The sequence below is a fragment of the Micromonospora halotolerans genome, assembly GCF_032108445.1.
Classification (GTDB): domain Bacteria; phylum Actinomycetota; class Actinomycetes; order Mycobacteriales; family Micromonosporaceae; genus Micromonospora; species Micromonospora halotolerans.
On record NZ_CP134876.1, the window covers coordinates 4,595,770 to 4,618,275 of the forward strand.

The following is a 22,506-nucleotide window of genomic DNA, read 5'->3' on the forward strand; positions in this document are numbered from 1 at the left end:
TCACCTCGGTGGTCGGGATCACCGGACCCCGGGTTTGCGGGGCTCCGGCGAATTACGTAACGTTGGCGTTGTGAAAAACGCGGCGGCGCTCTCCGGGCACCACCAGGCGACCGCTCCGGTCGTCAGCACTGCCGCGTCCACCGATCTCTCCACCCGGGACCGGGTCACCCAGCTGCTGCTGGAGCAGGGCGCGACGACCGCCGGCCAGCTCGGCTCGGCGCTCGGGCTCAGCCCGGCCGCGATCCGCCGGCACCTCGACGCCATGCTGGCCGACGGCGACGTGGAGGCCCGCGAGCAGGTCGTCCGGGGCAGCCGGGGCCGGGGCCGGCCGGCCAAGGTCTTCGTGCTCACGGAGGCGGCCCGGGTGCGCTGTGGCACCCACCACTACGACAACATCGCCACGGCCGCGCTGCGCTGGATCGCCCGCACCGGCGGCTCGCACGCCGTCGAGGCGTTCGCCGCCGAGCAGGTGACCGCGCTGGAGGAGCGCTGCCGCGCCGCCATGGAGGACGCCGGCGACGACCCCCTGGCCCGGGCGGAGGCGCTCGCCGGGGCGCTGACCGCCGAGGGTTACGCTGCCAACGCGTCCACGATTGCCTCCGGCGGCCAGCTGTGCCAGCACCACTGCCCGGTGGCGCACGTGGCCGCCGAGTTCCCCCAGCTGTGCGAGGCCGAGACCGCGGTGATCTCCCGTCTGGTCGGCACCCACGTGCAGCGCCTGGCCACCATCGCGCACGGCGACGGGGTGTGCACCACGCACATCCCCACCCAGCCGCGTGCCCAGTCCGGTAACACCGTCACCACTGTGAGGACAGATAGATGACCGAGCAGATCGTCCAGCCCCTGACCCAGGAGGAGCAGCTCGCCGCCCTCGGTCGCTACGAGTACGGCTGGGCCGACCCCGACGTCGCGGGGGCGGCTGCCCAGCGCGGCCTCAACGAGGCGGTGGTGCGGGACATCTCGGCCAAGAAGAACGAGCCGGCCTGGATGCTCGACCTGCGCCTCAAGGGCCTGCGGCTGTTCGGCCGCAAGCCGATGCCGGCGTGGGGCGCGGACCTCACCGGGATCGACTTCGACAACATCAAGTACTTCGTGCGGTCCACCGAGAAGCAGGCCACCAGCTGGGAGGACCTGCCCGAGGACATCAAGAACACCTACGACCGGCTGGGCATCCCCGAGGCGGAGAAGCAGCGGCTGGTCGCCGGCGTCGCGGCGCAGTACGAGTCCGAGGTCGTCTACCACAAGATCCGTGAGGACCTCGAGGAGCAGGGTGTCATCTTCCTGGACACCGACACCGCGCTGCGCGAGCACGAGGACATCTTCAAGGAGTACTTCGGCACGGTGATCCCGGTCGGCGACAACAAGTTCGCCGCCTTGAACACCTCCGTCTGGTCCGGTGGCTCGTTCATCTACGTGCCGAAGGGCGTGCACGTGGAGATCCCGCTGCAGGCCTACTTCCGGATCAACACGGAGAACATGGGCCAGTTCGAGCGGACGCTGATCATCGTCGACGAGGGTGCGTACGTGCACTACGTCGAGGGCTGCACCGCGCCGCTCTACTCCTCGGACTCGCTGCACAGCGCGGTCGTGGAGATCATCGTCAAGAAGAACGCCCGGTGCCGCTACACGACCATCCAGAACTGGTCGAACAACGTCTACAACCTGGTGACCAAGCGCGCCGTCTGCCACGAGGGCGCGACCATGGAGTGGGTCGACGGCAACATCGGCTCCAAGGTCACCATGAAGTACCCGGCGGTCTACATGACCGGCGAGCACGCCAAGGGCGAGGTGCTCTCGGTGGCCATGGCCGGCGAGGGCCAGCACCAGGACGCGGGCGCCAAGATGGTGCACGCCGCGCCGCACACCTCCTCGACCATCGTGTCGAAGTCGATCGCCCGGGGCGGCGGCCGCACCTCCTACCGGGGCCTGGTGCAGGTGCTGGAGGGCTCGCACAGCAGCCGGAGCACGGTCAAGTGCGACGCGCTGCTGGTCGACACCATCTCCCGCTCCGACACCTACCCCTACGTCGACATCCGTGAGGACGACGTGTCGATGGGGCACGAGGCGACCGTCTCCAAGATCAGCGACGACCAGCTCTTCTACCTGATGAGCCGGGGCCTGAGCGAGGACGAGGCGATGGCCATGATCGTGCGCGGCTTCATCGAGCCGATCGCCAAGGAGCTCCCGATGGAGTACGCCCTGGAGCTCAACCGCCTGATCGAGCTCCAGATGGAGGGCGCGGTCGGCTGATCCCGACCACGTGGTGGCGGGCCGTGCCCAGCTCGGCCCGCCCTCCGGTTCACCTGACATCGCCGTCGCAGAACAGACCAAGGAAGAGATGACTACCCAGGCTTCCGCGCCGCCCGCGACCAAGTCGCAGGCGCTCCGCTCGTACGACGTCGCCGACTTCCCGGCCCTCACCGGCCTGGAGGAGGAGTGGCGCTTCACCCCGCTCAAGCGCCTGCGCGGCCTGGCGGGGGAGGCGCAGGCCGCGACCGGCACGGTCCGCCACGAGCACGGTGACCTGCCCGAGGGCGTCACCATCGGCCGGATCGGCAGGGACGACCCGCGGGTGGGCAGCGTGCTCACCCCGTTCGACCGGATCAGCGCGCTGGCGTACGGCGGGGTCGACGAGGCACTGCTGGTGCAGGTCGCCCGGGACGCCGTGGTCGAGGCGCCGGTGAGCCTGCGGGTGGTCGGCGGGGGCGCCGACGCGCTCGCCCTCGGCCACACCTTCGTCGAGGTGGGCCGGTTCGCCGAGGTGACCCTGGTGCTGGAGCACGTCGGGTCGGCCACCCTGGCCGACAACGTCGAGGTGTCGGTGGGCGACGGCGCGAAGCTCACCCTGGTCACCGTCGCCGACTGGGCCGAGGACGCGGTGCAGGCGCAGCACCTCAGGGTCAAGCTGGGCCGCGACGCCAAGGTGATCCACGTCCAGGTGAGCCTCGGCGGCGACCTGGTCCGGCAGTACACCTCGGTGGAGTACACGCAGCGTGGCGGCGAGGCCGAGCTGTACGGCGTCTACTTCGCCGACGCCGGCCAGCACCTGGAGCACCGGCAGCTGGTCGACCACACCGTGCCGGACTGCCGCAGCTACGTCGGCTACCGGGGCGCCCTGCAGGGCGACAGCGCGCACACCGTCTGGGTCGGTGACGTGCTGATCCGGGCCGAGGCGACCGGCACCGACACGTACGAGATCAACCGGAACCTGCTGCTCACCGACGGCGCCCGGGCGGACTCGGTGCCCAACCTGGAGATCGAGACCGGCGAGATCGCCGGCGCCGGGCACGCCAGCGCGACCGGCCGCTTCGACGACGAGCAGCTCTTCTACCTGATGGCCCGGGGCATCCCGGAGGGCGAGGCTCGCCGCCTGGTGGTCCGCGGCTTCTTCGCCGAGCTGATCAACAAGATCCCGGTCGAGGAGCTGCGCGAGCGGCTCGGCGACGCGATCGAGGCCCGCCTCACCAAGGCCGGCGCCTGATGATCAAGATCTGCTCGACCGAGGACGTGCCCAAGGGCACCGCGATCAGCGCCGACGTCGACGGCATGCAGATCGCGATCGTGCACGGCGAGGACGACGCGTTCTACGCCGTGTACGACGAGTGCTCGCACGCCGCGGTGGCCCTGTCCGAGGGCGAGGTCGACGGGTGCACGCTGGAATGCTGGCTGCACGGATCCCGTTTCGACCTACGGACGGGTGAGCCCACCGGGCTCCCCGCCACCGAACCCGTTCCCGTCTACCCCGTCGAAGTCCGCGACGGCGACATCTACGTCAGCCTGACGCCGAGCAATGGAGTGACCCGCTGATGAGCACCCTGGAGATCCGCGACCTGAAGGTGTCGGTCAAGCTGCCCGAGGGTGAGCTCAAGCCGATCCTTTCCGGTGTCGACCTGACCGTGAAGTCGGGCGAGACCCACGCCATCATGGGCCCGAACGGCTCCGGCAAGTCCACCCTGGCGTACTCGATCGCCGGCCACCCCAAGTACGAGATCACCGGCGGCTCGGTGACCCTCGACGGCGAGGACGTGCTGGCCATGTCCGTCGACGAGCGGGCCCGCGCCGGCCTCTTCCTGGCCATGCAGTACCCGGTCGAGGTCCCCGGCGTCTCGGTGGCCAACTTCCTGCGCACCGCCAAGACCGCCATCGACGGCGAGGCGCCGAAGCTGCGCACCTGGGCCGGCGAGCTGCGCGGTGCCATGGAGAAGCTCCAGATGGACCCGGCGTTCGCCCAGCGCAACGTCAACGAGGGCTTCTCCGGCGGCGAGAAGAAGCGGCACGAGATCGTGCAGCTGGAGCTGCTCAAGCCGAAGATCGCCATCCTCGACGAGACCGACTCCGGCCTCGACGTGGACGCGCTGCGCGTGGTCAGCGAGGGCGTCAACCGGGTGCGCGACACCGGCGACACGGGCCTGCTGCTGATCACCCACTACACGCGGATCCTGCGCTACATCAAGCCGGACTTCGTGCACGTCTTCGTGGCCGGCCGGATCGTCGAGCAGGGCGGCTCGGAGTTGGCCGACAAGCTCGAGGACGAGGGCTACGAGCGGTACGTCGCCGGGGCCGGTTCGGCGCGGGCCTGAGCACGATGACCTCCATCGCGATCCCGTCGGGCATGCCGCAGTACGACGACGTGCCCCGCTTCGACGTGGCGCGGGTGCGGGCCGACTTCCCGATCCTGGACCGGGAGGTCAACGGGCACCCGCTGGTCTACCTCGACAGCGCCAACACCTCGCACAAGCCGCGGCAGGTGCTCGACGTGCTCGCCGAGCACTACGCGATGCACAACGCCAACGTGTCGCGCTCGGTGCACACGCTGGGCACCGAGGCGACCGAGGCGTACGAGGGTGCCCGGGCGAAGATCGCCGCGTTCATCAACGCGCCCAGCGTGGACGAGGTGGTCTTCACCAAGAACTCCACCGAGGCGATCAACCTGGTGGCGTACGCGTTCTCGAACGCCTCGCTGCGCCCGGACGCCGACCCGCGGTTCCGCATCGGCCCGGGTGACGAGATCGTCATCTCCGAGATGGAGCACCACTCGAACATCGTCCCGTGGCAGCTCCTCGCGGAGCGCACCGGCGCGACCCTGCGCTGGTTCCCGGTGACCGACCACGGTCGGCTCGACGAGTCCGGGCTGGACGACCTGGTCACCGAGCGGACGAAGATCGTCTCGCTGGTGCACATGTCCAACATCCTCGGCACGGTCAACGCCACCGCACGGATCACCCAGCGGGTCCGCGAGGTGGGCGCCCTGCTGCTGCTCGACTGCTCGCAGTCGGTGCCGCACCTGCCCATGGACGTGGTCGACTACGACGCGGACTTCATCGTCTTCACCGGCCACAAGATGTGCGGGCCGACCGGCATCGGTGTGCTGTGGGGCCGGGGCGAGCTGCTCGCCGCGATGCCCCCGGTGTTCGGTGGCGGCTCGATGATCGAGACCGTGTCGATGGCCCGCTCCACGTTCGCCGCGCCGCCGGCCCGGTTCGAGGCGGGCACGCCGCCGATCGCCGAGGCGGTCGCGCTCGGGGCGGCGGTCGACTACCTCACCGGGATCGGGATGCGGGCCATCCAGTGGCACGAGAAGGAGTTGACGGCGTACGCGCTGGACGCCCTCGCCACCGTGCCGGGGCTGCGCGTCTTCGGCCCGAACGTGCCGGTCGGCCGGGGCGGGACGATCTCGTTCGCGCTCGGCGACGTGCACCCGCACGACGTCGGGCAGGTGCTCGACTCGCTCGGCGTGCAGGTCCGGGTGGGTCACCACTGCGCCAAGCCGGTGTGCACCCGGTTCGGCGTGCCGGCCACGACCCGGGCGTCGTTCTACCTGTACACCACGACCGAGGAGATCGACGCGCTGGTGGCCGGTCTCGAGCAGGTGCGGAAGGTGTTCGACTGATGCAGCTCGACCAGCTCTACCAGGAGATCATCCTGGACCACTACAAGCACCCGCACGGCCGCGGCCTGCGGGACGCGACGGACCCGGCCGCCGCGGTCGGCGAGGCGCACCACGTCAACCCGACCTGCGGCGACGAGATCACCGTGCGGGTGACGACCGACGGCAAGGTGTTCACCGACATCTCGTACGACGGGATGGGCTGCTCGATCAGCCAGGCGTCGGCCAGCGTGCTGCACGAGTTGCTGCGCGGCCGGGCCGCCGACGACGCCACCGTGGTGCACGAGGCGTTCGTCGAGTTGATGTCCGGGCGTGGCCAGGTCACGCCGGACGAGGACGTGCTCGGAGACGGGGTGGCGTTCGCGGGTGTCGCGCGCTACCCGGCCCGGGTGAAATGCGCGCTGCTGTCGTGGATGGCGTTCAAGGACGCCGCGGCACGCGCCGGGGTGGGCGTGAGCCCGGAGGTGAAGGCATGAGCAGCGAAGAGACCGCCTCGACGGCGGAGACCGGCGCGGTGGCGACGGACGGCGCGGCCCCGGCCGGCGGCGCGACGGCCAACGGCGGGACGACCGGCGGTGGCAAGGCCCCGCTCGACGCCATCGAAGAGGCGATGAAGGACGTCGTCGACCCCGAGCTGGGCATCAACGTGGTCGACCTCGGCCTCGTGTACGGCATCCACGTCGACGACCAGAACGTCGCCACCCTGGACATGACGCTGACCTCGGCGGCGTGCCCGCTCACCGACGTCATCGAGGACCAGGCCCGGCAGGCGCTGACCACCGGCCCGGGCGGCGGCCTGGTCGACGACATCCGGATCAACTGGGTCTGGCTGCCGCCGTGGGGCCCCGACAAGATCACCGACGAGGGCCGGGACCAGCTCCGCTCCCTCGGCTTCAACGTCTGACCGTTCCCCGGTCACCGTCGAGCGCGACACCCCCGCGGGGTGCCGTGCTCGACCCGTTCCACCCCCCGAACCCGGCCTGACCACCCCCTGGCTCAGCGGTTGTCGCCGCTGCCGCCCAGCACGCCACGGTCCTGGCGGCTGGCCAGCTTCGCCAGGTTGGCCGCTGCGATGTCGTCGAGCGACAGGTCGAGGTAGTCGGCGAGCACCGCCAGGTACCAGAGCACGTCGCCCAGTTCCCGGGCGATGTCGGCCCGGTCGATCCGCGACTCGTCGCTGTCCAGGTCCCGGACCCACTTCTTGAACTTCTCGGCGATCTCACCCGACTCGCCGACCAGCCCGAGCACCAGGTGGAGCAGCTCGTTCCTCTTGTCCCGTGGAGCGGCCGTACGGAGGGCGCCGCGCTGATACTCGTCCAGGTCCATGGCGGACCAGTATGGTCGAGCATCGCCTGCCCGGGCGGGCGGGTGTCCCCGCCATGAAACAATCCGGTGGCGGCCCGGGGGAGGGGCAGGCACGATGGGCGCGTGATCGAGGCGTACCCGAAGCAGGCTCCTGTCCGTGCGGCCACTGCCGCGCGCCGACAGCGCACCCTGCCGCCGGCCGCCTCGACCCGCCGCCCACTGTCGTGACCGGGGCGTTCCTCGCCGGTCTGGTGGCCGGCTACGGCGTCGCCGTCCCGGTCGGCGCGATCGCGATCCTCATCCTCGGGCTCAGCGCCCGCACCGGCTTCCGGGTCGGCGCCGCCGCGGCGCTCGCCGTGGCCACCGCCGACGGGCTCTACGCGGCGGCCGCCGCGCTCGGCGGCGCCGGCCTGGCCGGGATCGTCGCGCCGGTCGCGGGCCCACTGCGGGTGGTGGCCGCGCTCGTCCTGCTCGGCCTCGCCGGCCACGGGCTGTGGCGGACCTGGTCCGCCCGCCGGACCCGGGAGGTCGCGGAGGCGCCGGTGGGCCGCGGGCTGAAGAGCCCCGGGCGCGCGTACGCGGCGCTGCTCGGCCTCACGCTGCTGAACCCGGCCACGGTGGTCTACTTCGCCGCGCTGGTGCTCGGCCGCCAGGACACCGCCGACCCGGACGTGGCCACCGCCGCGCTCTTCGTGGCCGGCGCCTTCCTGGCCTCGGCGAGCTGGCAACTGGTCGTCGCCGGTGGCGGCACCATGGTCGGCCGGGCGCTGGCCGGGCCGCGCGGTCGCCTGGTCACCGGCCTGGTCTCCAGCGCCCTCATCGCCGCCCTGGCGGTCGCCACCCTGCTGCCCGACTGAGCCGCTGGTGCCGTACGGTCGGGCGGTGACCAGCCGACCCGCAGCCGGGGGCGGCCGGTGGGTCGAGGTCGACCCGACCCGCGTCGCCCGCTGGGTCGAGGGCTTCGCCGACCGGCACGGCCCGCCCGCCACGACCGTGGAGGGGTACGGCCTGCTGCTCACCGCCCCCGACGGCGCCACCGCCGAGCTGCACACCCCGCCCGGCGCCCCGGCCGCCGCCGACGTGCCCGGGTTCGTGGCCGCGGCCGGCGCGCCCCGCCGGCTCGGCCTGCTGCTGGCCCGCAAGGGCGCGGTGGCGGTCGGTGTCGCCGAGGGCGCCGAGCTGCTCGTCTCCAAGGTGGACACCCGGTACGTGCAGGGGCGGACCGCCGCCGGCGGCTGGTCCCAGCAGCGCTTCGCGCGGCGGCGGGACAACCAGGCCAAGGCGGCGCTGGGCGACGCGGCCGAGCTGGCCGTACGCCTGCTGTTGCCGGAGGCGGAGCGCCTCGCGGCCGTGGTCGGCGGCGGCGACCGGCGGGCCGTGGACACCGTGCTGGCCGACCGGCGGCTGGCTCCGCTCGCCGCCCTGCGCGCGGAGCGGCTGCTCGACGTGCCCGAACCCCGGCACGCGGTGCTGGTCGGCGCGGTCGCCGCCGCCCGCGCGGTGCGGATCCTGGTCCGCGACCCGGCCCCCGAGAGAGCCGGCTGAGCCCACCCATCGCCGGTGGTGCCCCGCCGACACGACGGGACCCCGGCGCCGGGGTGGTCGCCGGGGTCCGCGTGCGGTCGGTCGGGGTTTACAGGCTGCCGCCGAAGGTGTCGCAGGCCTTCGGGTCGCCGGTGGAGAAGCCCTTGGTGAACCACTGCTTGCGCTGCTCGGAGGTGCCGTGGGTGAACTCGTCGGGGTTCACCGGCCGGCCCGAGCGCTGCTGGATGGCGTCGTCGCCGATCTTCTCGGCCGTGTCGATCGCCTGCTGGATGTCCTGGTCGGTGATGCTCTTGAAGATCTTCTGGCCCTGCTCGTCGGAGGTGCCGGTGGCGTTCTTCGCCCAGGCGCCGGCGTAGCAGTCGGCCTGGAGTTCCAGCTTCACCGACAGCGTGTTGGCGCTCTGCGGGTCGCGCTGCTGCTGGCGGCGCATCTGCGCCTCGGTGCCGAGCAGGTCCTGCACGTGGTGCCCGTACTCGTGGGCCAGCACGTACGGCTGGGCGAACTCGCCCTCGGCGCCGAGCTGATCGGCGAGCAGGCGGTAGAAGGTGAGGTCGATGTAGACGAGGTCGTCGGCCGGGCAGTAGAACGGGCCGACCCCGGAGTCGGCCGCGCCGCAGCCGGTGCTCACGTTCTGGCTGAAGAACACGGTCTTCGACGGCTTGTACTGGTCGCCGAACACCTCCGGCAGGGCGGTCCGCCAGTACGCCTGGATCGAGTTGACGTAGAGCGTGTTGCGGCAGTCGAGCTGCTTCAGCGCGTCCTCCGCGGAGCACTTCTGCTCCAGCGAGGTGTTGTCGCCCTGCTCCGACCCGCCGCCGTTGGTGGCCGCGTTCAGCCCGAAGCCGCCGCCCACCAGGGCGACCAGGACGGCGATGATGATGCCCACGATCCCGCCCCGGCCACCGCCGATCGGGATCGGGATGCCCATCCCGCCGCCTCCGCCGGACCCTCGCCGGTCATCCACCTGGCTGGTGTCGACCCGCGCGTTCTCGTTCAGCTCCATGATGACCCCGATCACCGATTAGTCCGTATGTGGTGGTTGCGGTACCGGACCGGGTCCGGACGGGGTTTTTCGTACCCGATGATCTTGCGTGGTAATCCGGCGGGCCGGCCGGGGAGCGCCCGGTACAATTGGCGCGTGCTGCGCTGCGAAGGCTGAACGGCCCCGCGCCGACGGGAACTGATGACCCGCCGGCGCTTTCGCGTGCCCTGAGTCAGCCCTTCGCCGAACCCCGAGAGCGAGTACCCCGACATGATCAACGCCACCGGCCTGGAACTGCGCGCCGGTTCCCGGATCCTGCTGTCCGACACCACGCTGCGGGTGCAGCCGGGTGACCGGATCGGCCTGGTCGGCCGCAACGGCGCCGGCAAGACCACCACGCTCAAGGTGCTGGCGGGGGAGGGGCAGCCGTACGCCGGCCAGATCGACCGGCGCAGCGCCATCGGCTACCTGCCGCAGGACCCGCGCACCGGCGACCTGGAGGTCACCGGCCGGGACCGGGTGCTCTCCGCCCGCGGGCTGGACGTGCTCATGGCGCAGATGAAGGAGCTGGAGGAGAAGCTCGCCGAGGGCGCCGACGACGAGAAGCTGGTCCGCCGCTACGGCGCGCTGGAGGACCAGTTCGCCTCCCTGGGCGGCTACGCGGCCGAGGCCGAGGCGGCCCGGATCTGCGCGAACCTCGGCCTGCCCGACCGCGCCCTGGCGCAGACCATCGGCACCCTCTCCGGCGGCCAGCGCCGCCGCATCGAGCTGGCCCGGATCCTGTTCCGCGACGCCGGCGAGAACGGCGGCGGCATCCTGCTGCTCGACGAGCCGACCAACCACCTCGACGCCGACTCGATCACCTGGCTGCGCGGGTTCCTGGGCAACCACAAGGGCGGCCTCATCGTGATCTCCCACGACGCGTCCCTGCTGGAGGCGGTGGTCAACAAGGTCTGGTTCCTGGACGCCACCCGCTCCGTGGTCGACGTCTACAACCTGGGCTGGAAGGCGTACCTGGAGGCGCGGGAGACCGACGAGCGGCGCCGCCGCCGGGAGCGGGCCAACGCCGAGAAGAAGGCCGGCGCGCTCATGGCCCAGGCGGACAAGATGCGGGCCAAGGCCACCAAGACCGTCGCCGCGCAGAACATGGCCCGGCGGGCCGAGAAGCTGCTGTCCGGCCTGGAGGACGTGCGGGTCGCCGACAAGGTGGCGAAGGTGCGCTTCCCCACCCCGGCGCCGTGCGGCAAGACCCCGCTCACCGCCTCCGGCCTGTCGAAGTCGTACGGGTCGCTGGAGATCTTCACCGACGTGAACGTGGCGGTGGACCGCGGCTCGCGGGTGGCGATCCTGGGCCTCAACGGCGCCGGCAAGACCACCCTGCTGCGGATGCTCGGTGGCCTGCTCGAACCGGACACCGGCGAGGTGCGCCCGGGGCACGGGCTGCGGCTCGGCTACTACGCGCAGGAGCACGAGACGCTGGACGTGGAGCGGACGATCCTGGAGCACATGCGCAGCGCCGCGCCGGAGCAGACCGACACGGACCTGCGCCGGATCCTGGGCGCGTTCCTGTTCTCCGGCGAGGACGTCGACAAGCCGGCCGGGGTGCTCTCCGGCGGTGAGAAGACCCGGCTGGCCCTGGCCACCCTGGTCTGCTCCGGCGCCAACGTGCTGCTGCTGGACGAGCCGACGAACAACCTCGACCCGGTCAGCCGCGAGCAGGTGCTGGACGCGATCGCCCGCTACCCGGGCGCCATCGTGCTGGTCACCCACGACCCGGGCGCGGTGCTGGCGCTGAAGCCCGACCGCGCCATCCTGCTCCCCGACGGCGACGAGGACGCCTGGTCCGACGACCTCCTGGAGCTGGTCGAACTGGCCTGACCCCGGTCAGGGGAGCAGGTGGGGCAGGACGCCGGAGGTGGTCAGGATGACCACGCCGAGGGCGATGAAGACGGCCGGCACCAGCCAGTGGCCGGCGCGGCCGACCAGGGACACCACCCGCGGGTGGTTGCCGAGCAGGGCGGCGGCCGCGCACCAGGCGGCCACCAGGGTGGCGAATACCAGGAGCCAGACCAGGCCGGTGGCCGGGTCGAGCGCGCGGAACACCGGCACGTAGACGGCGATGTTGTCGGCGCCGTTGGCGACCGTCACCCCGGCCACGCCGAGCAGGCTGCCGACCACGGCCGGCGGCTCGTCGTCGCCGCCCCGGCGGGCCAGCAGGGCGCGGACGCCCAGCGCGATCGGCAGCAGCCCGAGCAGGCCGGTCCACGGGTCGGGCACCACCAGCAGGCCGGCGGCGACCACCACGGCGACCCCGACGAGCGCGCCGATGCCCGCGTACTGGCCGGCGACGATCTGCCAGGGGCGGGGCCGCCCGGTGCCGCGGGCGGCCACGAAGAACACGGTGAGCACGACGATGTCGTCGATGTTGGTGGCGGCGAAGACGCCCGTGGCGGCGGCCGCCGCGGCCAGCAGGTCGATCACGCGAGGAGCGTACGGGTCGGCCGGCTGGTCGGCCTCTCATGATCCGGCCGGCCGACGCCGGCTGGGCCGGTCAGAAGGATCACTCTATCGGGAAGCTGACATTGCATAGCGTGTCGGTTGGCGAATAGTTGATATCTGGCGCATGATCGTCCGAGGCGGTCTAATAGGTGGGACCGTATCCGAACCGCACAGTCTGGGACGTGAGGACACAGCATGGCAGCCACCGGCACAGCCACCAGCACTGAGAAGGGTCGCCGGATCGTCGGGGCCGAGCGGCAGACGCTCGCCAAGGACCTGGTAAAGCGGTACACCTCGGGTGAGAGCATCCGTGCGCTCGCGGCCTCGACCGGCCGTTCCTACGGGTTCATCCACCGGGTGCTCACCGAGTCCGGGGTGCAGCTGCGGCAGCGTGGCGGCGCCCGGCGCCGCAAGAAGGCGTGACCCGCCCCCCAGCGTCGTCCATCAGCGCTGCGCTCCGGGCGGTCCGGTGACCCCCGAGACGACCGGAGTGCGACTCGACTGCGACGGGCCGGTCGCGACGGTGACGTTGTGCCGGCCCGACGTGCTCAACGCCCAGACCCCGGCCATGTGGCGCGCGATGAGCGACTTCTCCCGGGAGCTGCCCGGCGACGTCCGCGTCGTCGTGGTGCGCGGTGAGGGGCGGGCGTTCTCCGCCGGTCTCGACCTCTCGGTCGCCGGCTCCTCCGGCCCGGGCTCGTTCGCCGAGCTGTCCACCCTGCCCGAGCAGGAGTGCGCCGACCGGATCGCCGAATACCAGGGCGGCTTCACCTGGCTGCACCGGCCCGACGTCATCTCGATCGCGGCCGTGCAGGGCCACGCCATCGGCGCCGGCTTCCAGCTCGCCCTCGCCTGCGACCTGCGGGTGCTCGCCGAGGACGCCCGGCTCTCCATGGCCGAGGTGACCCTCGGCCTGGTTCCCGACCTGGCCGGCACGAAGCGCCTCGCCGAGCTGGTCGGCTATTCCCGCGCGCTGGAGATCTGCGCCACCGGCCGCCGGATGGACGCCGCCGAGGCGGAACGGATCGGCCTGGCCACCCTCGTCGTGCCGACCGGGGACCTCGACGGCGCGGTCCGCGACCTGACGGCGGGCCTGCTGGCCAACAACCGCGACGCGATCGTGGAGATCAAGGCGCTGCTCGCCGGCGCGGGCGGGCGCAGCCACGCCGAGCAGCAGCGCGCCGAGCGGGAGGCGCAGACCCGGCGGATCCGCGACCTGGCCGGGCGGGGCGAATAGTAAGGACCGTTCGGGAAGATCCGGGTTACTCGCGAGGTTGTCGTAGTCGTCAGGAGAATTGATCCCGACGGTCCACGGCTGCCGACGACCCGGAGGTGACGAGTGTCCAACCCCATGGGCGGTGGCGGCATGGGCGGCTGGAGCATGCTCCGGTCGATGCGCAACCGCGACGAGATCTCCACCCACCAGCTCAAGCGCGGCACGGCGCGGCGGATCGTCGCGTTCGCCCAGCCCTACCGCCGCGACATCATCGTCTTCCTGGTCACCGTGGTGATCGCGGCGGTGATCGGCGTGGCCACCCCGCTGCTCGCCGGTGACGTCATCGACGCGATCGCCGGCGGCGGCTCCGACGCGGGCGCCACCGTGGTCCGGCTCGCCCTGATCATCGCGGTGCTGGCCGTGGCCGACGCGCTCTTCTCCCTGGCCCAGCGGTGGTATTCGGCGCGGATCGGCGAGGGCATCATCCTCGACCTGCGCACCCGGGTCTACGACCACGTGCAGCGGATGCCGCTGCAGTTCTTCACCCGCACCCAGACCGGCGCGCTGGTCAGCCGGCTCAACAACGACGTGCTGGGCGCCCAGCGGGCGTTCACCTCGACGCTGTCCGGCGTGGTCAGCAACGTCATCCAGCTCGTGCTGACCGCCGGGGCGATGCTCATCCTGTCCTGGCAGATCACCGTGCTGGCGCTGGTGCTGCTGCCCATCTTCATCATTCCGGCCCGCCGGGTCGGCAAGCGGCTGGCCGAGATCACCCGCGAGTCGTACAACCTCGACGCCAAGATGAACGCGACGATGACCGAGCGGTTCAACGTCTCGGGCGCCCTGCTGGTCAAGCTCTTCGGCTCGCCCGAGGTGGAGGCGACCCGGTTCGCCGGCCGGGCCGAGCGGGTCCGCGACATCGGCATCCAGTCGGCCATGTACTCGCGCACCTTCTTCGTGGCCATGCTGCTGGTCGCCTCGCTCGCCCAGGCGCTCACCTACGGGCTCGGCGGCTGGCTCGCCGTCACCGGCGCGGTCAGCGCCGGCACCGTGGTCAAGCTGGCGCTGCTGCTCACCCGCCTCTACGGCCCGCTCACCGCGCTCTCCAACGTCCGGGTCGACGTGATGAGCGCGCTGGTCTCGTTCGACCGGGTCTTCGAGGTGCTCGACCTGCGCCCCGGCATCGAGGAGAAGCCCGACGCCCGGCCGGTGCCCCGGGGCAACGGCCGGGTCGAGTTCCGCGACGTCCGGTTCCGCTACCCGAGCGCCGCCGAGGTCTCCCTGGCCTCCCTGGAGGAGGTCGCCGCGCTCGACCGCACGGTCAACGAGCCGGTTCTCAAGGGCGTCTCGTTCGCCGTCGAGCCCGGTCGGATGGTGGCCCTGGTCGGCCCCTCCGGCGCCGGCAAGTCGACGCTGTCCATGCTGATCTCCCGGATCTACGACGTGAGCGACGGCCAGGTGCTCGTCGGCGGGGTCGACGTGCGGGACGCCACGCTCGCCTCGCTCCGCGACGAGATCGGCGTGGTCACGCAGGATTCGCACCTGTTCCACGAGACCATCCGGGAGAACCTGCGCTACGCCAAGCCGGACGCCACCGACGACGAGATCTGGGCCGCGCTTGCCGGGGCGCAGGTCGCCGACCTGGTCCGCGCCCTGCCCGACGGGCTGGACACCACGGTCGGCGAGCGCGGCTACCGCTTCTCCGGCGGCGAGAAGCAGCGCATCGCCATCGCCCGACTGCTGCTCAAGGCCCCGTCGATCGTGATCCTGGACGAGGCCACCGCGCACCTCGACTCGGAGAGCGAGGCGGCCGTGCAGCGGGCGCTGTCGGTGGCGCTGACCGGGCGCACCGCGCTGGTCATCGCGCACCGGCTCTCCACGGTCCGCGACGCCGACCAGATCCTCGTTCTCGACGAGGGGCGGATCGTCGAGCGCGGCCGGCACGACGAGCTGGTCGCCGTGGGCGGCCTCTACGCCGAGCTCTACCGCACCCAGTTCGCGGTCACCGACTCGCCGGCCCCCTACCAGGAGCCGGAGCAGCCGGAGCCGGTGGTCACCACCGTGCCCGTCGGCACCTACGTGGCGCAGGAGGCGCTGCCGCCGGCCGCCGCCAACTGACCGCCGCGGGAAAAACCGCCCCGCGGGCTTGACCCTGACGCAGCGTCAACCCTCCATGCTGGCTGCCATGAACATCCCGACAACAGCTCAGGTCGAGCCGCCCGCCATACAGGTGCGGGGCCTGGAAAAGTCGTTCAAGCAGCTCACGGTGCTGCGCGGCGTGGACGTCGACGTGGCACGGGGCAGCATCTTCGCCCTGCTCGGCTCGAACGGGGCGGGCAAGACCACCATGGTGAGGATCCTCTCCACGCTGCTCAGGGCCGACGCCGGTACCGCCCGGGTCAACGGCTTCGACGTCGCGACACAGGCCGCGGACGTACGCGAGTCCATCAGTCTCACCGGGCAGTTCGCGGCGGTCGACCAGATCCTCACCGGACGGGAGAACCTTGTCCTGGTCGCCCGGCTGAGGCACCTCAAGGACCCGGGCGCGATCGCGGACGACCTGCTGCGGCGCTTCTCGCTGACCGAGGCGGGCGCCCGGAGGGTGGCGACGTACTCCGGTGGCATGCGCCGGCGTCTGGACATCGCGATGAGCCTCATCGGGAACCCGCCGGTCATCTTCCTCGACGAGCCGACGACCGGGCTGGACCCGGAGGCGCGCATCGAGGTGTGGGAGGCCGTCCGGGAACTCGCCCGGGGCGGCACGACGGTCCTGCTCACCACCCAGTACCTCGACGAGGCGGAGCAGCTCGCCGACCGGATCGCGATCCTCCACGAGGGCCGGATCCTCGTGAACGGCACCCTCGACGAGCTGAAGCGGCTCCTCCCACCCGCCGAGATCGAGTACGTCGAGAAGCAGCCGACCCTCGAGGACGTCTTCCTCACCCTCGTCGGCGCCGGAAGGGACAAGGCACAGCGATGAACAAGCACTTCCTCGGCGACACCGCCGTCCTCCTGGGCCGTTCGCTGCGCCACATCGCGCGCAGCCCGGACACCATCATCACGACCGCGATCATGCCGATCGCCTTCCTGCTGCTGTTCGTCTACGTCTTCGGCGGCGCGATCGAGACCGGGTCCGACTCGTACGTGAACTACCTGCTGCCCGGCATCCTGCTCATCACGATCGCCTCGGGCATCTCCTACACCGCCTACCGGCTCTTCCTGGACCTGCAGGGCGGCATCTTCGAACGGTTCCAGTCCATGCCGATCGCGCGCTCGGCCGTGCTGTGGGCGCACGTCCTGACCTCGCTGGTGGCCAACCTGATCTCGCTCGTGGTCGTGATCGGGGTCGCGCTGCTCATCGGCTTCCGCACCGGGGCGGGCGTGCTGGCGTGGCTCGCGGTCGCCGGCATCCTCCTCCTGTTCACCCTGGCGCTGACCTGGATCGCCGTGATCCCCGGCCTCACCGCGAAGTCGGTCGACGGCGCCAGCGCGTTCTCCTACCCGCTGGTCTTCCTGCCGTTCATCAGCTCGGCCTTCGTGCCCACCGGGTCCATGCCCGGCCCGGTGCGCGCGTTCGCCGAGCACCAGCCGGTGACCTCGATCGTCAACGCGATCCGGGACCTGTTCACCCAGCAGCGGGTCGGCACCGACATCTGGATCGCCCTCGCCTGGTGCGTCGGCATCCTCGTCGTCGCCTACGTGTTCGCCGGCATCTCCTACCGTCGCAAGATCTCCTGAGCCGGCGCGGGGCGGTGGAGGGCAGGATCAGGGCATGCTGACGATCGGTCAACTGGCGGCGTACGCCGGCGTCACGGTGCGGGCGGTGCGGCACTACCACCAGATCGGGCTGCTGCCCGAGCCGGAGCGGGACGCCTCGGGTTACCGGCGGTACCGCGCGGCGGCGGTCGTGTCCCTCATCAAGATCCGCACCCTCGCCGACGCCGGCGTGCCGCTGTCCCGGATCGGTCAGATGCTCGAAGCCGACGCGCCGGCCTTCGCCGAGGCTGTCCGGCGGATCGACAGCCACCTGCGTGACGAGATCGAACGGCTGGAGGCCAGCCGCAAGCAGATCGCACAGCTCGCCGCCGGGGACGCCCTGGCACTCCCACCGGAGGTGATCGCCTACCTCGATCGGCTTCGGGAGGTCGGGGCGTCGGAGCGGATGGTGGAGGGCGAGCGGGACGGGTGGATCCTGTTGGCGGCCCGCTGGCCCGATCGCGTCCGCGAGTTCATGCCGGGGAAACTCGCGCAGCTGGACGACCCGCGAGTCGTTCGGCTCTACCGGGTCCTGTCGGAGATCTTCGACGACAGCGACGTCGGCGACGACCCGCGTCTGGAGGAAGCCGCCGACCTGATGGCCGTCTTGGCCGAGGAGGCATACGCCGCGAGCGAGATCAACCACGGCAGGGAGGCGTACGACGACATGCCGCACGACCTCCTGGACGCGCTCGCCGTCGAATCCGATCCGCGGGTGGAGCGGCTCGTGAAGCTGTTGCGCGAGCGTGGGTGGGACGGTTGGAACCGCATGGAGCGGCTGGCGGACCGGCCCGACTGACCTCGGCTAGCCGGCGACCGCGGCACGCAGCTCACCGAACGCGGCACCGAGCGTCTCCGGGGTGAAGTGCGCGTTCAAGCCGCTCGGGTTGGGCAGCACCCACAGGCGGGCCGCGGCGAGCGGTTCCGGCTGCGGCCCGAAGCCCGCCTTCGGCCGGGCGAACCCGATCCGGTACGCGGTCACGCCGACCACCGCGACCCAGCGCGGCCGGTAGCGCGCCACCTTGGCGGTCAGCTCCCGTGCGCCCGCGACCAGCTCCTCGGCGGTCAGCTCGTCGGCGCGGGCGCTGGCCCGGGCCACCATGTTGGTGATGCCGAGCCCGAGGCCGGGCAGCTCGTCCTGCTCGCTGGGGTGCAACTGCCGTGGGGTGAAGCCGCCCCGGTGCAGCGCCGGCCAGAACCGGTTGCCCGGGCGGGCGAAGTGCCAGCCCGTGGCCGCCGACCACAGGCCCGGGTTGATCCCCACGAACAGCACGTCCAGCCCGGGGGCGATCAGGTCCGGGAGCAGCTTGTCGGCCGCCGCCGCGAGCTGCTCCTTCGTCGGCCGGGGATACCGCCGCCCGGCCGCCGCCGAGCCCGGCCCGGCCGCTCCGCGCAGCGTCGGGTCCGGCACGGCCGTCTCGGGCCGCGTGGGGTCCGGCACGGCCGCTTCGGGCGGCGTGGGGTCCGGCACGGCTGCCTCGGGTCGGGCGTCCCCGGGCCGTTGTCGCCCCTTCACCGGCTCACCGTCACAGGCCGCGCAGCGCGCCGCCGTCGACCGGCACGGTCACCCCGGTGACGTAGCCGGCGGCGGGGGAGAGCAGGAAGGCGGCCACCCGGCCGAACTCGGCGGGGTCGCCGATCCGGCGCAGCGGGATCGACGCCTCGGCCTCGGTGCGGGCCCGCTCCGCGTCGCCGCCGGCGGCCAGGAGCTCCCGGTTGCGGTCGGTCATGATCCGCCCCGGCAGCAGGCTGACCACGCGTACGCCGCGGGGGCCGTGCTCGTCGGCGAGGTCCTTGGCGACCCCGGCCAGGCCGGGGCGCAGGCCGTTGGAGATGCCGAGGCCGGGCAGCGGGGCGCGGACCGAGGTGGACAGCACCAGCCCGATGGCGCCGCCGTCGGTGAGCGCGGCGGCCACCGTGCGCGCGGTGCGGACCGTGCCCAGGAAGACCGTCTCGAAGGACTCCCGCCACTGCTCGTCGGTGATCTGGGCGGCGGTGCCCCGGGGCGGGCCGCCGACCGAGATCAGCGCCCCGTCGAGCCGGCCGAACTGCTCGCGTGCCACCGCGACGAGCCGTTCCGGGGTGCCCGGGTCGGTGAGGTCGGCGGTCAGCCCGATCGCCCGCTCCGGCCCGCCGAGCGCCTCGACGGCGGCGGCGACCCGCTCCGGGGCGCGGGACGAGATCACCACGCGGGCGCCGTCGCCGACGAGCTGCTCGGCGGTGGCGAAGCCGAGGCCGCCCGAGGCGCCGGTCAGCACGTACACCCGGTCGACGAGTCCGAGATCCATACCGCCGATCCTGCCGTACCCCGGGAGCGCCTGCCACCCGCTCTCAGCGCGGCGCGGGCCGGAGCAGGCGTACCCGGCCGGCGAGCTGGGCCGCGACGGCGCCGCCGGCCCGGGCGACGGCCGGCAGCCGGCGGGGCCGGGGGGCGGTGCGGCCGTCGTAGCGGATCGCCGCCTCGCGGACGGCCAGTTCCTCCGCGCCCAGCGGCGGCAGCGTGTCCCGGTCGCGCAGCTCCCGGGCCAGGTCCCAGCCGTCCCGGAGTGAGCCGTTGGTGGGGCGGCCGGCCGCCCAGCCGGCGAAGGTGGCCGGCCACGCGTCGCCGAGGCCGGCGGCGAGCAGCGGCCAGTGCCGGGCCACGTCGCCGGCCCGCTTGCGCAGCAGCGCCCGCCGGGCCGCCTCCACCGGCGCGGTGGCGAACCCGGGTGGCAGCGGCCCGCCGGCCACCAGCGCCGCGACCAGCTCCGCCTGCCGCCCGGCCAGATCCCCGCCGCCGGGCGCCTGGGCGTGGCGGCCGCCTGGCCCGGCCAGGTCCCCGCCGGTCACGTGATCACCGGGTACGAGGAGGCGGCGGCCAAGGCGTCCAGCTCGCCGCGCAGCTCGGCGGCGGGCGGGTAGTGGCCGTCGCGTTCGAGCAGCAGCGCCGGGGGCCGGCGGCGGTCGCACAGCTCCCGGACCAGGTCGAGCACCTCGGCGGGGACCGGGTCGGTGTGCGTGTCGTGGTAGAAGCCGCCCTGCTCGGTGCCGCCGGCCACGTGCACGTAGGCGATCCGGTCCAGTGGCAGCCGTTCCAGCAGGGCGCCCGGGTCGCCGCCCCGGTTGCGGGCGTTGGCGTGCACGTTGGCGACGTCGAGCAGCAGCAGCGCCCCGGTGGCGTCGAGGATTTCGGTGAGGAAGTCCCCCTCGTTCAGCTCGTCGTCGGGCCAGTCGAAGAGGGCGGCGATCGGCTCCAGGGCCAGCGGCACCGGCAGCTCCGCCTGCGCCCGGCGCACGTTGGCCACCACCGCGGCCACCGCCTCCCGGCTGCGCGGCAGCGGCAGCAGGTGACCGGCCTCCAGACCGCCGGCCCGGACGAACGCGATGTGCTCGCTGACCAGCGGCGCGTCCAGCGCCGCGGCCACGCCGGCCAGGTGCGCCACCCGGGCCGGGTCGACCGGCTCGGCGCCGCCGAGGGAGAGCTTCACCCCGTGAGGTACGACCGTGACGCCCCGCGCGCGCAGCTCGGCGAGGCCGTCGGGGAGCGGCCCGGCGGGAGCGACCGTCTCGGCGACCACCTCGACGAAGCGCAGCCCGGGCAGGCCGGCCACGAAGCCGGCGATCTCCGGCCGCCAGCCGATGCCCACACCGGACGGTCCGGCCGTCATCCGCCGCACCCGCCACCGCCGCCGCAGCCGCCACCGCCGCCGCAGGAGCTGCCCCCGCCGCAGGAGCTCCCGCCCGCGTCGGAGCTGCCGCCGCCGCAGGAACTGCCCGAGCTGCCGCCCGACCCCATGGCCTGGCGCTGGATCTCGGCCTGCTCCGAGAAGCCCGGGTCCATGCTCCAGAGGGTGGCCGTGCCGAACAGCGCGACGCCCATGGCCGCGTCGGACGGGCCGTAGGTGGCGTACGCCGGTGCGGCGGCGGGGCGCAGCCAGGTGTGCTGGCGGCGCAGCTCGCGCAGCTCCCGGTCGGCCGCCCGGGTGCGCCACGGCACCCGCTGGAGCAGCGGGAACGCGATGAAGAGCGGCACGAGGGTGAGCAGCAGCCAGCCGGCGGGCCGGCCGTTGGAGATGCCGACGAAGGCCCGGACGAAGCCGACCGCCACCAGGGCCCCGAGGAGCAGCGAGCCGCGGCGCAGCGTCGCCCGCCGTTCCTTGTCCAGTGCCAGGCCACGGCGCACGAGCCCGTCGCCCAGCTCGTCGAGGGCGCGCCGGACCCACTCGTCCTGCGCCAGCTCCCGGGAGCGCAGCCCGCGGCCGGCCGCGTGGTGGATTGCCTGGTCCAGCGGGGTGAGCCCGGCCGGCAGCGGGCCGCCGGTGGTGAGCCGCCGGTCCGGGCGTACGCCGACCGCGCCGGCACGGCGCAGGCCGCCGAGCGCGGTCCAGACGGCGAGCTGGTCGCCCCCGTTGAGGTACGCGACCTGCTGCGGCCCGAGCGGCCCACCGCCCTGCACCGGGGTGCCAGCCAGCGCGCGCCAGCGGTACACGAGGGTGCCGGCGACCAGCACGACGGCCGCCACGAGGTACCAACGGAGGAAGACGGGGCCGGGGATGCCCCAGGTGTCGCCCGCGAGGACGGTCATGCTCTGCTCCTGTCGCGAGGGGTCGCGGCTCATTGTGGAGCAGGTCCGCCAGGGGTGATCTCCCCGAGCGGCCGAGTTACCGGACCGATATCCGCGGCGGGTCAGTGCCGGCGGACGGCCTCCTCGACCAGGTCGAGCACCCGGCCCAGGTCACCGGCGGGACGGCCCATCGCCAGGTGCAGCACCAGCCCGTCGTACGCCAGCTCCAGGAACTGGGCCAGCACGTCGATCGGCACGTCGTCGCGGAGCACCCCGGCCTCGCGCTGCCGCAGCAGGCGCTCCCGGGTGGCCTCGGCGATCGCGGCCGAGCGTTCCGCCCAGCGCCGGGCGAACGCGGGGTCGGTGCGCAGGCGCCGGGAGACCTCGAGCTGGCTGCCGAGCCAGCCGGTGGTGTCCGGGGAGACCGCCCGGGCCAGCAGGTCCCGCATCACCTGGACCAGGCCGTTGCGGGCCACGGTCTCCACCATGATCGCGGCGTCGTCCTCGGCCACGGCGAGGAAGAGCGAGTCCTTGTCCCGGAAGTGGTGGAAGATCGCGCCCCGGGAGAGCCCGGTGGCCTCCTCCAGCCGACGGACCGTGGCACCCTCGTAGCCGTGCCGGGCGAAACACGCTCGTGCGGCGCCGAGGATCTCCTGCCGGCGCGCGTCGAGCTGGTCCTGGCTTACTCTGGGCACGTCACGATCGTTGCAGGTGGACCCGGTCGATGCAAACCGTACGTACGGCTTGAGATGCGGTTTCGCATGATCGACCCG

General features: G+C 72.8%; 26 protein-coding genes. 17 read left to right on the top strand and 9 right to left on the bottom strand.

Annotation, left to right across the window (positions count from 1 at the left end):
* Window positions 1-70: 70 nt before the first annotated feature.
* The 8 genes from RMN56_RS21725 (at window position 71) to RMN56_RS21760 (ending at window position 6,791) form a co-directional block, all read left to right on the top strand.
* A complete protein-coding gene (locus RMN56_RS21725) occupies window positions 71-823 on the top strand; it encodes a helix-turn-helix transcriptional regulator (RefSeq protein ID WP_313719361.1) in 753 nt (250 codons plus the stop codon).
* Window positions 820-2,250, top strand: a complete 1,431-nt coding sequence (gene sufB / locus RMN56_RS21730) for a Fe-S cluster assembly protein SufB (protein ID WP_107075697.1) — start codon at window positions 820-822, stop codon at window positions 2,248-2,250. Before RMN56_RS21725 ends, sufB begins: the two co-directional genes overlap by 4 nt.
* Before the next feature lie 88 nt (window positions 2,251-2,338).
* Window positions 2,339-3,481, top strand: coding sequence for a Fe-S cluster assembly protein SufD (sufD, locus tag RMN56_RS21735; RefSeq protein ID WP_313719362.1), 1,143 nt, complete (start codon window positions 2,339-2,341; stop codon window positions 3,479-3,481).
* Window positions 3,481-3,807 (top strand): non-heme iron oxygenase ferredoxin subunit, encoded by a 327-nt coding sequence (locus tag RMN56_RS21740; RefSeq protein WP_313719364.1) that lies wholly within the window; start codon window positions 3,481-3,483, stop codon window positions 3,805-3,807. Before sufD ends, RMN56_RS21740 begins: the two co-directional genes overlap by 1 nt.
* Complete coding sequence (sufC, locus tag RMN56_RS21745) at window positions 3,807-4,580, top strand: Fe-S cluster assembly ATPase SufC (protein WP_313719366.1); 774 nt, start codon at window positions 3,807-3,809, stop codon at window positions 4,578-4,580. Before RMN56_RS21740 ends, sufC begins: the two co-directional genes overlap by 1 nt.
* Before the next feature lie 5 nt (window positions 4,581-4,585).
* On the top strand, window positions 4,586-5,890 hold the full coding sequence (locus tag RMN56_RS21750; protein ID WP_313719368.1) for a cysteine desulfurase: 1,305 nt from the start codon (window positions 4,586-4,588) through the stop codon (window positions 5,888-5,890).
* The gene (sufU, locus tag RMN56_RS21755; RefSeq protein ID WP_313719370.1) at window positions 5,890-6,363 is read left to right on the top strand and encodes a Fe-S cluster assembly sulfur transfer protein SufU; all 474 of its coding nucleotides are present in this window, start codon (window positions 5,890-5,892) and stop codon (window positions 6,361-6,363) included. The genes RMN56_RS21750 and sufU overlap by 1 nt, the downstream gene beginning before the upstream one ends.
* The gene (locus tag RMN56_RS21760) at window positions 6,360-6,791 is read left to right on the top strand and encodes a metal-sulfur cluster assembly factor (protein WP_313719371.1); all 432 of its coding nucleotides are present in this window, start codon (window positions 6,360-6,362) and stop codon (window positions 6,789-6,791) included. Before sufU ends, RMN56_RS21760 begins: the two co-directional genes overlap by 4 nt.
* A 92-nt stretch (window positions 6,792-6,883) precedes the next feature.
* Here the strand turns inward: RMN56_RS21760 and RMN56_RS21765 are convergent, their stop codons facing one another.
* Entirely contained in the window at window positions 6,884-7,213 is a 330-nt protein-coding gene (locus RMN56_RS21765) for a nucleoside triphosphate pyrophosphohydrolase family protein (protein ID WP_313719372.1), read from the bottom strand.
* A gap of 203 nt (window positions 7,214-7,416) precedes the next feature.
* On the opposite strand from RMN56_RS21765, the gene RMN56_RS21770 reads away from it, so the two are divergent.
* The gene (locus RMN56_RS21770; protein ID WP_313719373.1) at window positions 7,417-8,049 is read left to right on the top strand and encodes a LysE family transporter; all 633 of its coding nucleotides are present in this window, start codon (window positions 7,417-7,419) and stop codon (window positions 8,047-8,049) included.
* A gap of 25 nt (window positions 8,050-8,074) precedes the next feature.
* Window positions 8,075-8,737, top strand: a complete 663-nt coding sequence (locus tag RMN56_RS21775; protein WP_313719374.1) for an acVLRF1 family peptidyl-tRNA hydrolase — start codon at window positions 8,075-8,077, stop codon at window positions 8,735-8,737.
* Between the two features lie 88 nt (window positions 8,738-8,825).
* On the opposite strand, the gene ypfJ is transcribed toward RMN56_RS21775, so the two are convergent.
* Window positions 8,826-9,740 carry a KPN_02809 family neutral zinc metallopeptidase gene (gene ypfJ / locus RMN56_RS21780; RefSeq protein ID WP_313724822.1) on the bottom strand — a complete coding sequence of 305 codons (915 nt, stop codon included), beginning with the start codon at window positions 9,738-9,740 and terminating at the stop codon, window positions 8,826-8,828.
* A 249-nt stretch (window positions 9,741-9,989) separates the two neighbouring features.
* On the opposite strand from ypfJ, the gene RMN56_RS21785 reads away from it, so the two are divergent.
* Window positions 9,990-11,597 carry an ABC-F family ATP-binding cassette domain-containing protein gene (locus RMN56_RS21785; protein WP_313719375.1) on the top strand — a complete coding sequence of 536 codons (1,608 nt, stop codon included), beginning with the start codon at window positions 9,990-9,992 and terminating at the stop codon, window positions 11,595-11,597.
* Window positions 11,598-11,603: 6 nt separating this feature from the next.
* Here the strand turns inward: RMN56_RS21785 and RMN56_RS21790 are convergent, their stop codons facing one another.
* Window positions 11,604-12,200: a cadmium resistance transporter gene (locus RMN56_RS21790; protein WP_313719376.1), complete on the bottom strand. Its 597-nt coding sequence runs from the start codon at window positions 12,198-12,200 to the stop codon at window positions 11,604-11,606.
* 213 nt (window positions 12,201-12,413) lie between these two features.
* Between RMN56_RS21790 and RMN56_RS21795 the strand changes: the two genes are divergently transcribed.
* The 6 genes from RMN56_RS21795 to RMN56_RS21820 all read left to right on the top strand — a co-directional run bounded on the left by RMN56_RS21795 (window position 12,414) and on the right by RMN56_RS21820 (window position 17,989).
* Window positions 12,414-12,641 (top strand): helix-turn-helix domain-containing protein, encoded by a 228-nt coding sequence (locus tag RMN56_RS21795; protein WP_007462679.1) that lies wholly within the window; start codon window positions 12,414-12,416, stop codon window positions 12,639-12,641.
* Between the two features lie 46 nt (window positions 12,642-12,687).
* Window positions 12,688-13,455 carry an enoyl-CoA hydratase/isomerase family protein gene (locus tag RMN56_RS21800; protein WP_313719378.1) on the top strand — a complete coding sequence of 256 codons (768 nt, stop codon included), beginning with the start codon at window positions 12,688-12,690 and terminating at the stop codon, window positions 13,453-13,455.
* Window positions 13,456-13,569: 114 nt separating this feature from the next.
* Complete coding sequence (locus RMN56_RS21805; RefSeq protein ID WP_313724823.1) at window positions 13,570-15,552, top strand: ABC transporter ATP-binding protein; 1,983 nt, start codon at window positions 13,570-13,572, stop codon at window positions 15,550-15,552.
* A gap of 55 nt (window positions 15,553-15,607) precedes the next feature.
* Entirely contained in the window at window positions 15,608-16,414 is an 807-nt protein-coding gene (locus RMN56_RS21810) for an ABC transporter ATP-binding protein (protein ID WP_376787216.1), read from the top strand.
* Complete coding sequence (locus RMN56_RS21815; RefSeq protein WP_262286251.1) at window positions 16,411-17,172, top strand: ABC transporter permease; 762 nt, start codon at window positions 16,411-16,413, stop codon at window positions 17,170-17,172. Before RMN56_RS21810 ends, RMN56_RS21815 begins: the two co-directional genes overlap by 4 nt.
* Window positions 17,173-17,206: 34 nt before the next feature.
* A complete protein-coding gene (locus tag RMN56_RS21820; RefSeq protein WP_313719380.1) occupies window positions 17,207-17,989 on the top strand; it encodes a MerR family transcriptional regulator in 783 nt (260 codons plus the stop codon).
* 6 nt (window positions 17,990-17,995) lie between these two features.
* On the opposite strand, the gene mug is transcribed toward RMN56_RS21820, so the two are convergent.
* From mug to RMN56_RS21850, 6 genes are all read right to left on the bottom strand, one after another.
* On the bottom strand, window positions 17,996-18,631 hold the full coding sequence (gene mug, locus RMN56_RS21825; protein ID WP_376787217.1) for a G/U mismatch-specific DNA glycosylase: 636 nt from the start codon (window positions 18,629-18,631) through the stop codon (window positions 17,996-17,998).
* An 85-nt stretch (window positions 18,632-18,716) separates the two neighbouring features.
* Entirely contained in the window at window positions 18,717-19,478 is a 762-nt protein-coding gene (locus tag RMN56_RS21830; protein WP_313719381.1) for an SDR family oxidoreductase, read from the bottom strand.
* Between the two features lie 43 nt (window positions 19,479-19,521).
* Window positions 19,522-20,004, bottom strand: a complete 483-nt coding sequence (locus RMN56_RS21835) for an SCO6045 C-terminal-like domain-containing protein (protein ID WP_313724825.1) — start codon at window positions 20,002-20,004, stop codon at window positions 19,522-19,524.
* 11 nt (window positions 20,005-20,015) lie between these two features.
* Window positions 20,016-20,837, bottom strand: coding sequence for an MbnB/TglH/ChrH family RiPP precursor modification enzyme (locus RMN56_RS21840; RefSeq protein WP_313719382.1), 822 nt, complete (start codon window positions 20,835-20,837; stop codon window positions 20,016-20,018).
* Window positions 20,834-21,754: a TIGR04222 domain-containing membrane protein gene (locus RMN56_RS21845; protein WP_313719383.1), complete on the bottom strand. Its 921-nt coding sequence runs from the start codon at window positions 21,752-21,754 to the stop codon at window positions 20,834-20,836. The genes RMN56_RS21840 and RMN56_RS21845 overlap by 4 nt, the downstream gene beginning before the upstream one ends.
* A 101-nt stretch (window positions 21,755-21,855) precedes the next feature.
* Window positions 21,856-22,428, bottom strand: a complete 573-nt coding sequence (locus RMN56_RS21850; RefSeq protein WP_313719384.1) for a TetR/AcrR family transcriptional regulator — start codon at window positions 22,426-22,428, stop codon at window positions 21,856-21,858.
* Between the last annotated feature and the right edge of the window lie 78 nt (window positions 22,429-22,506).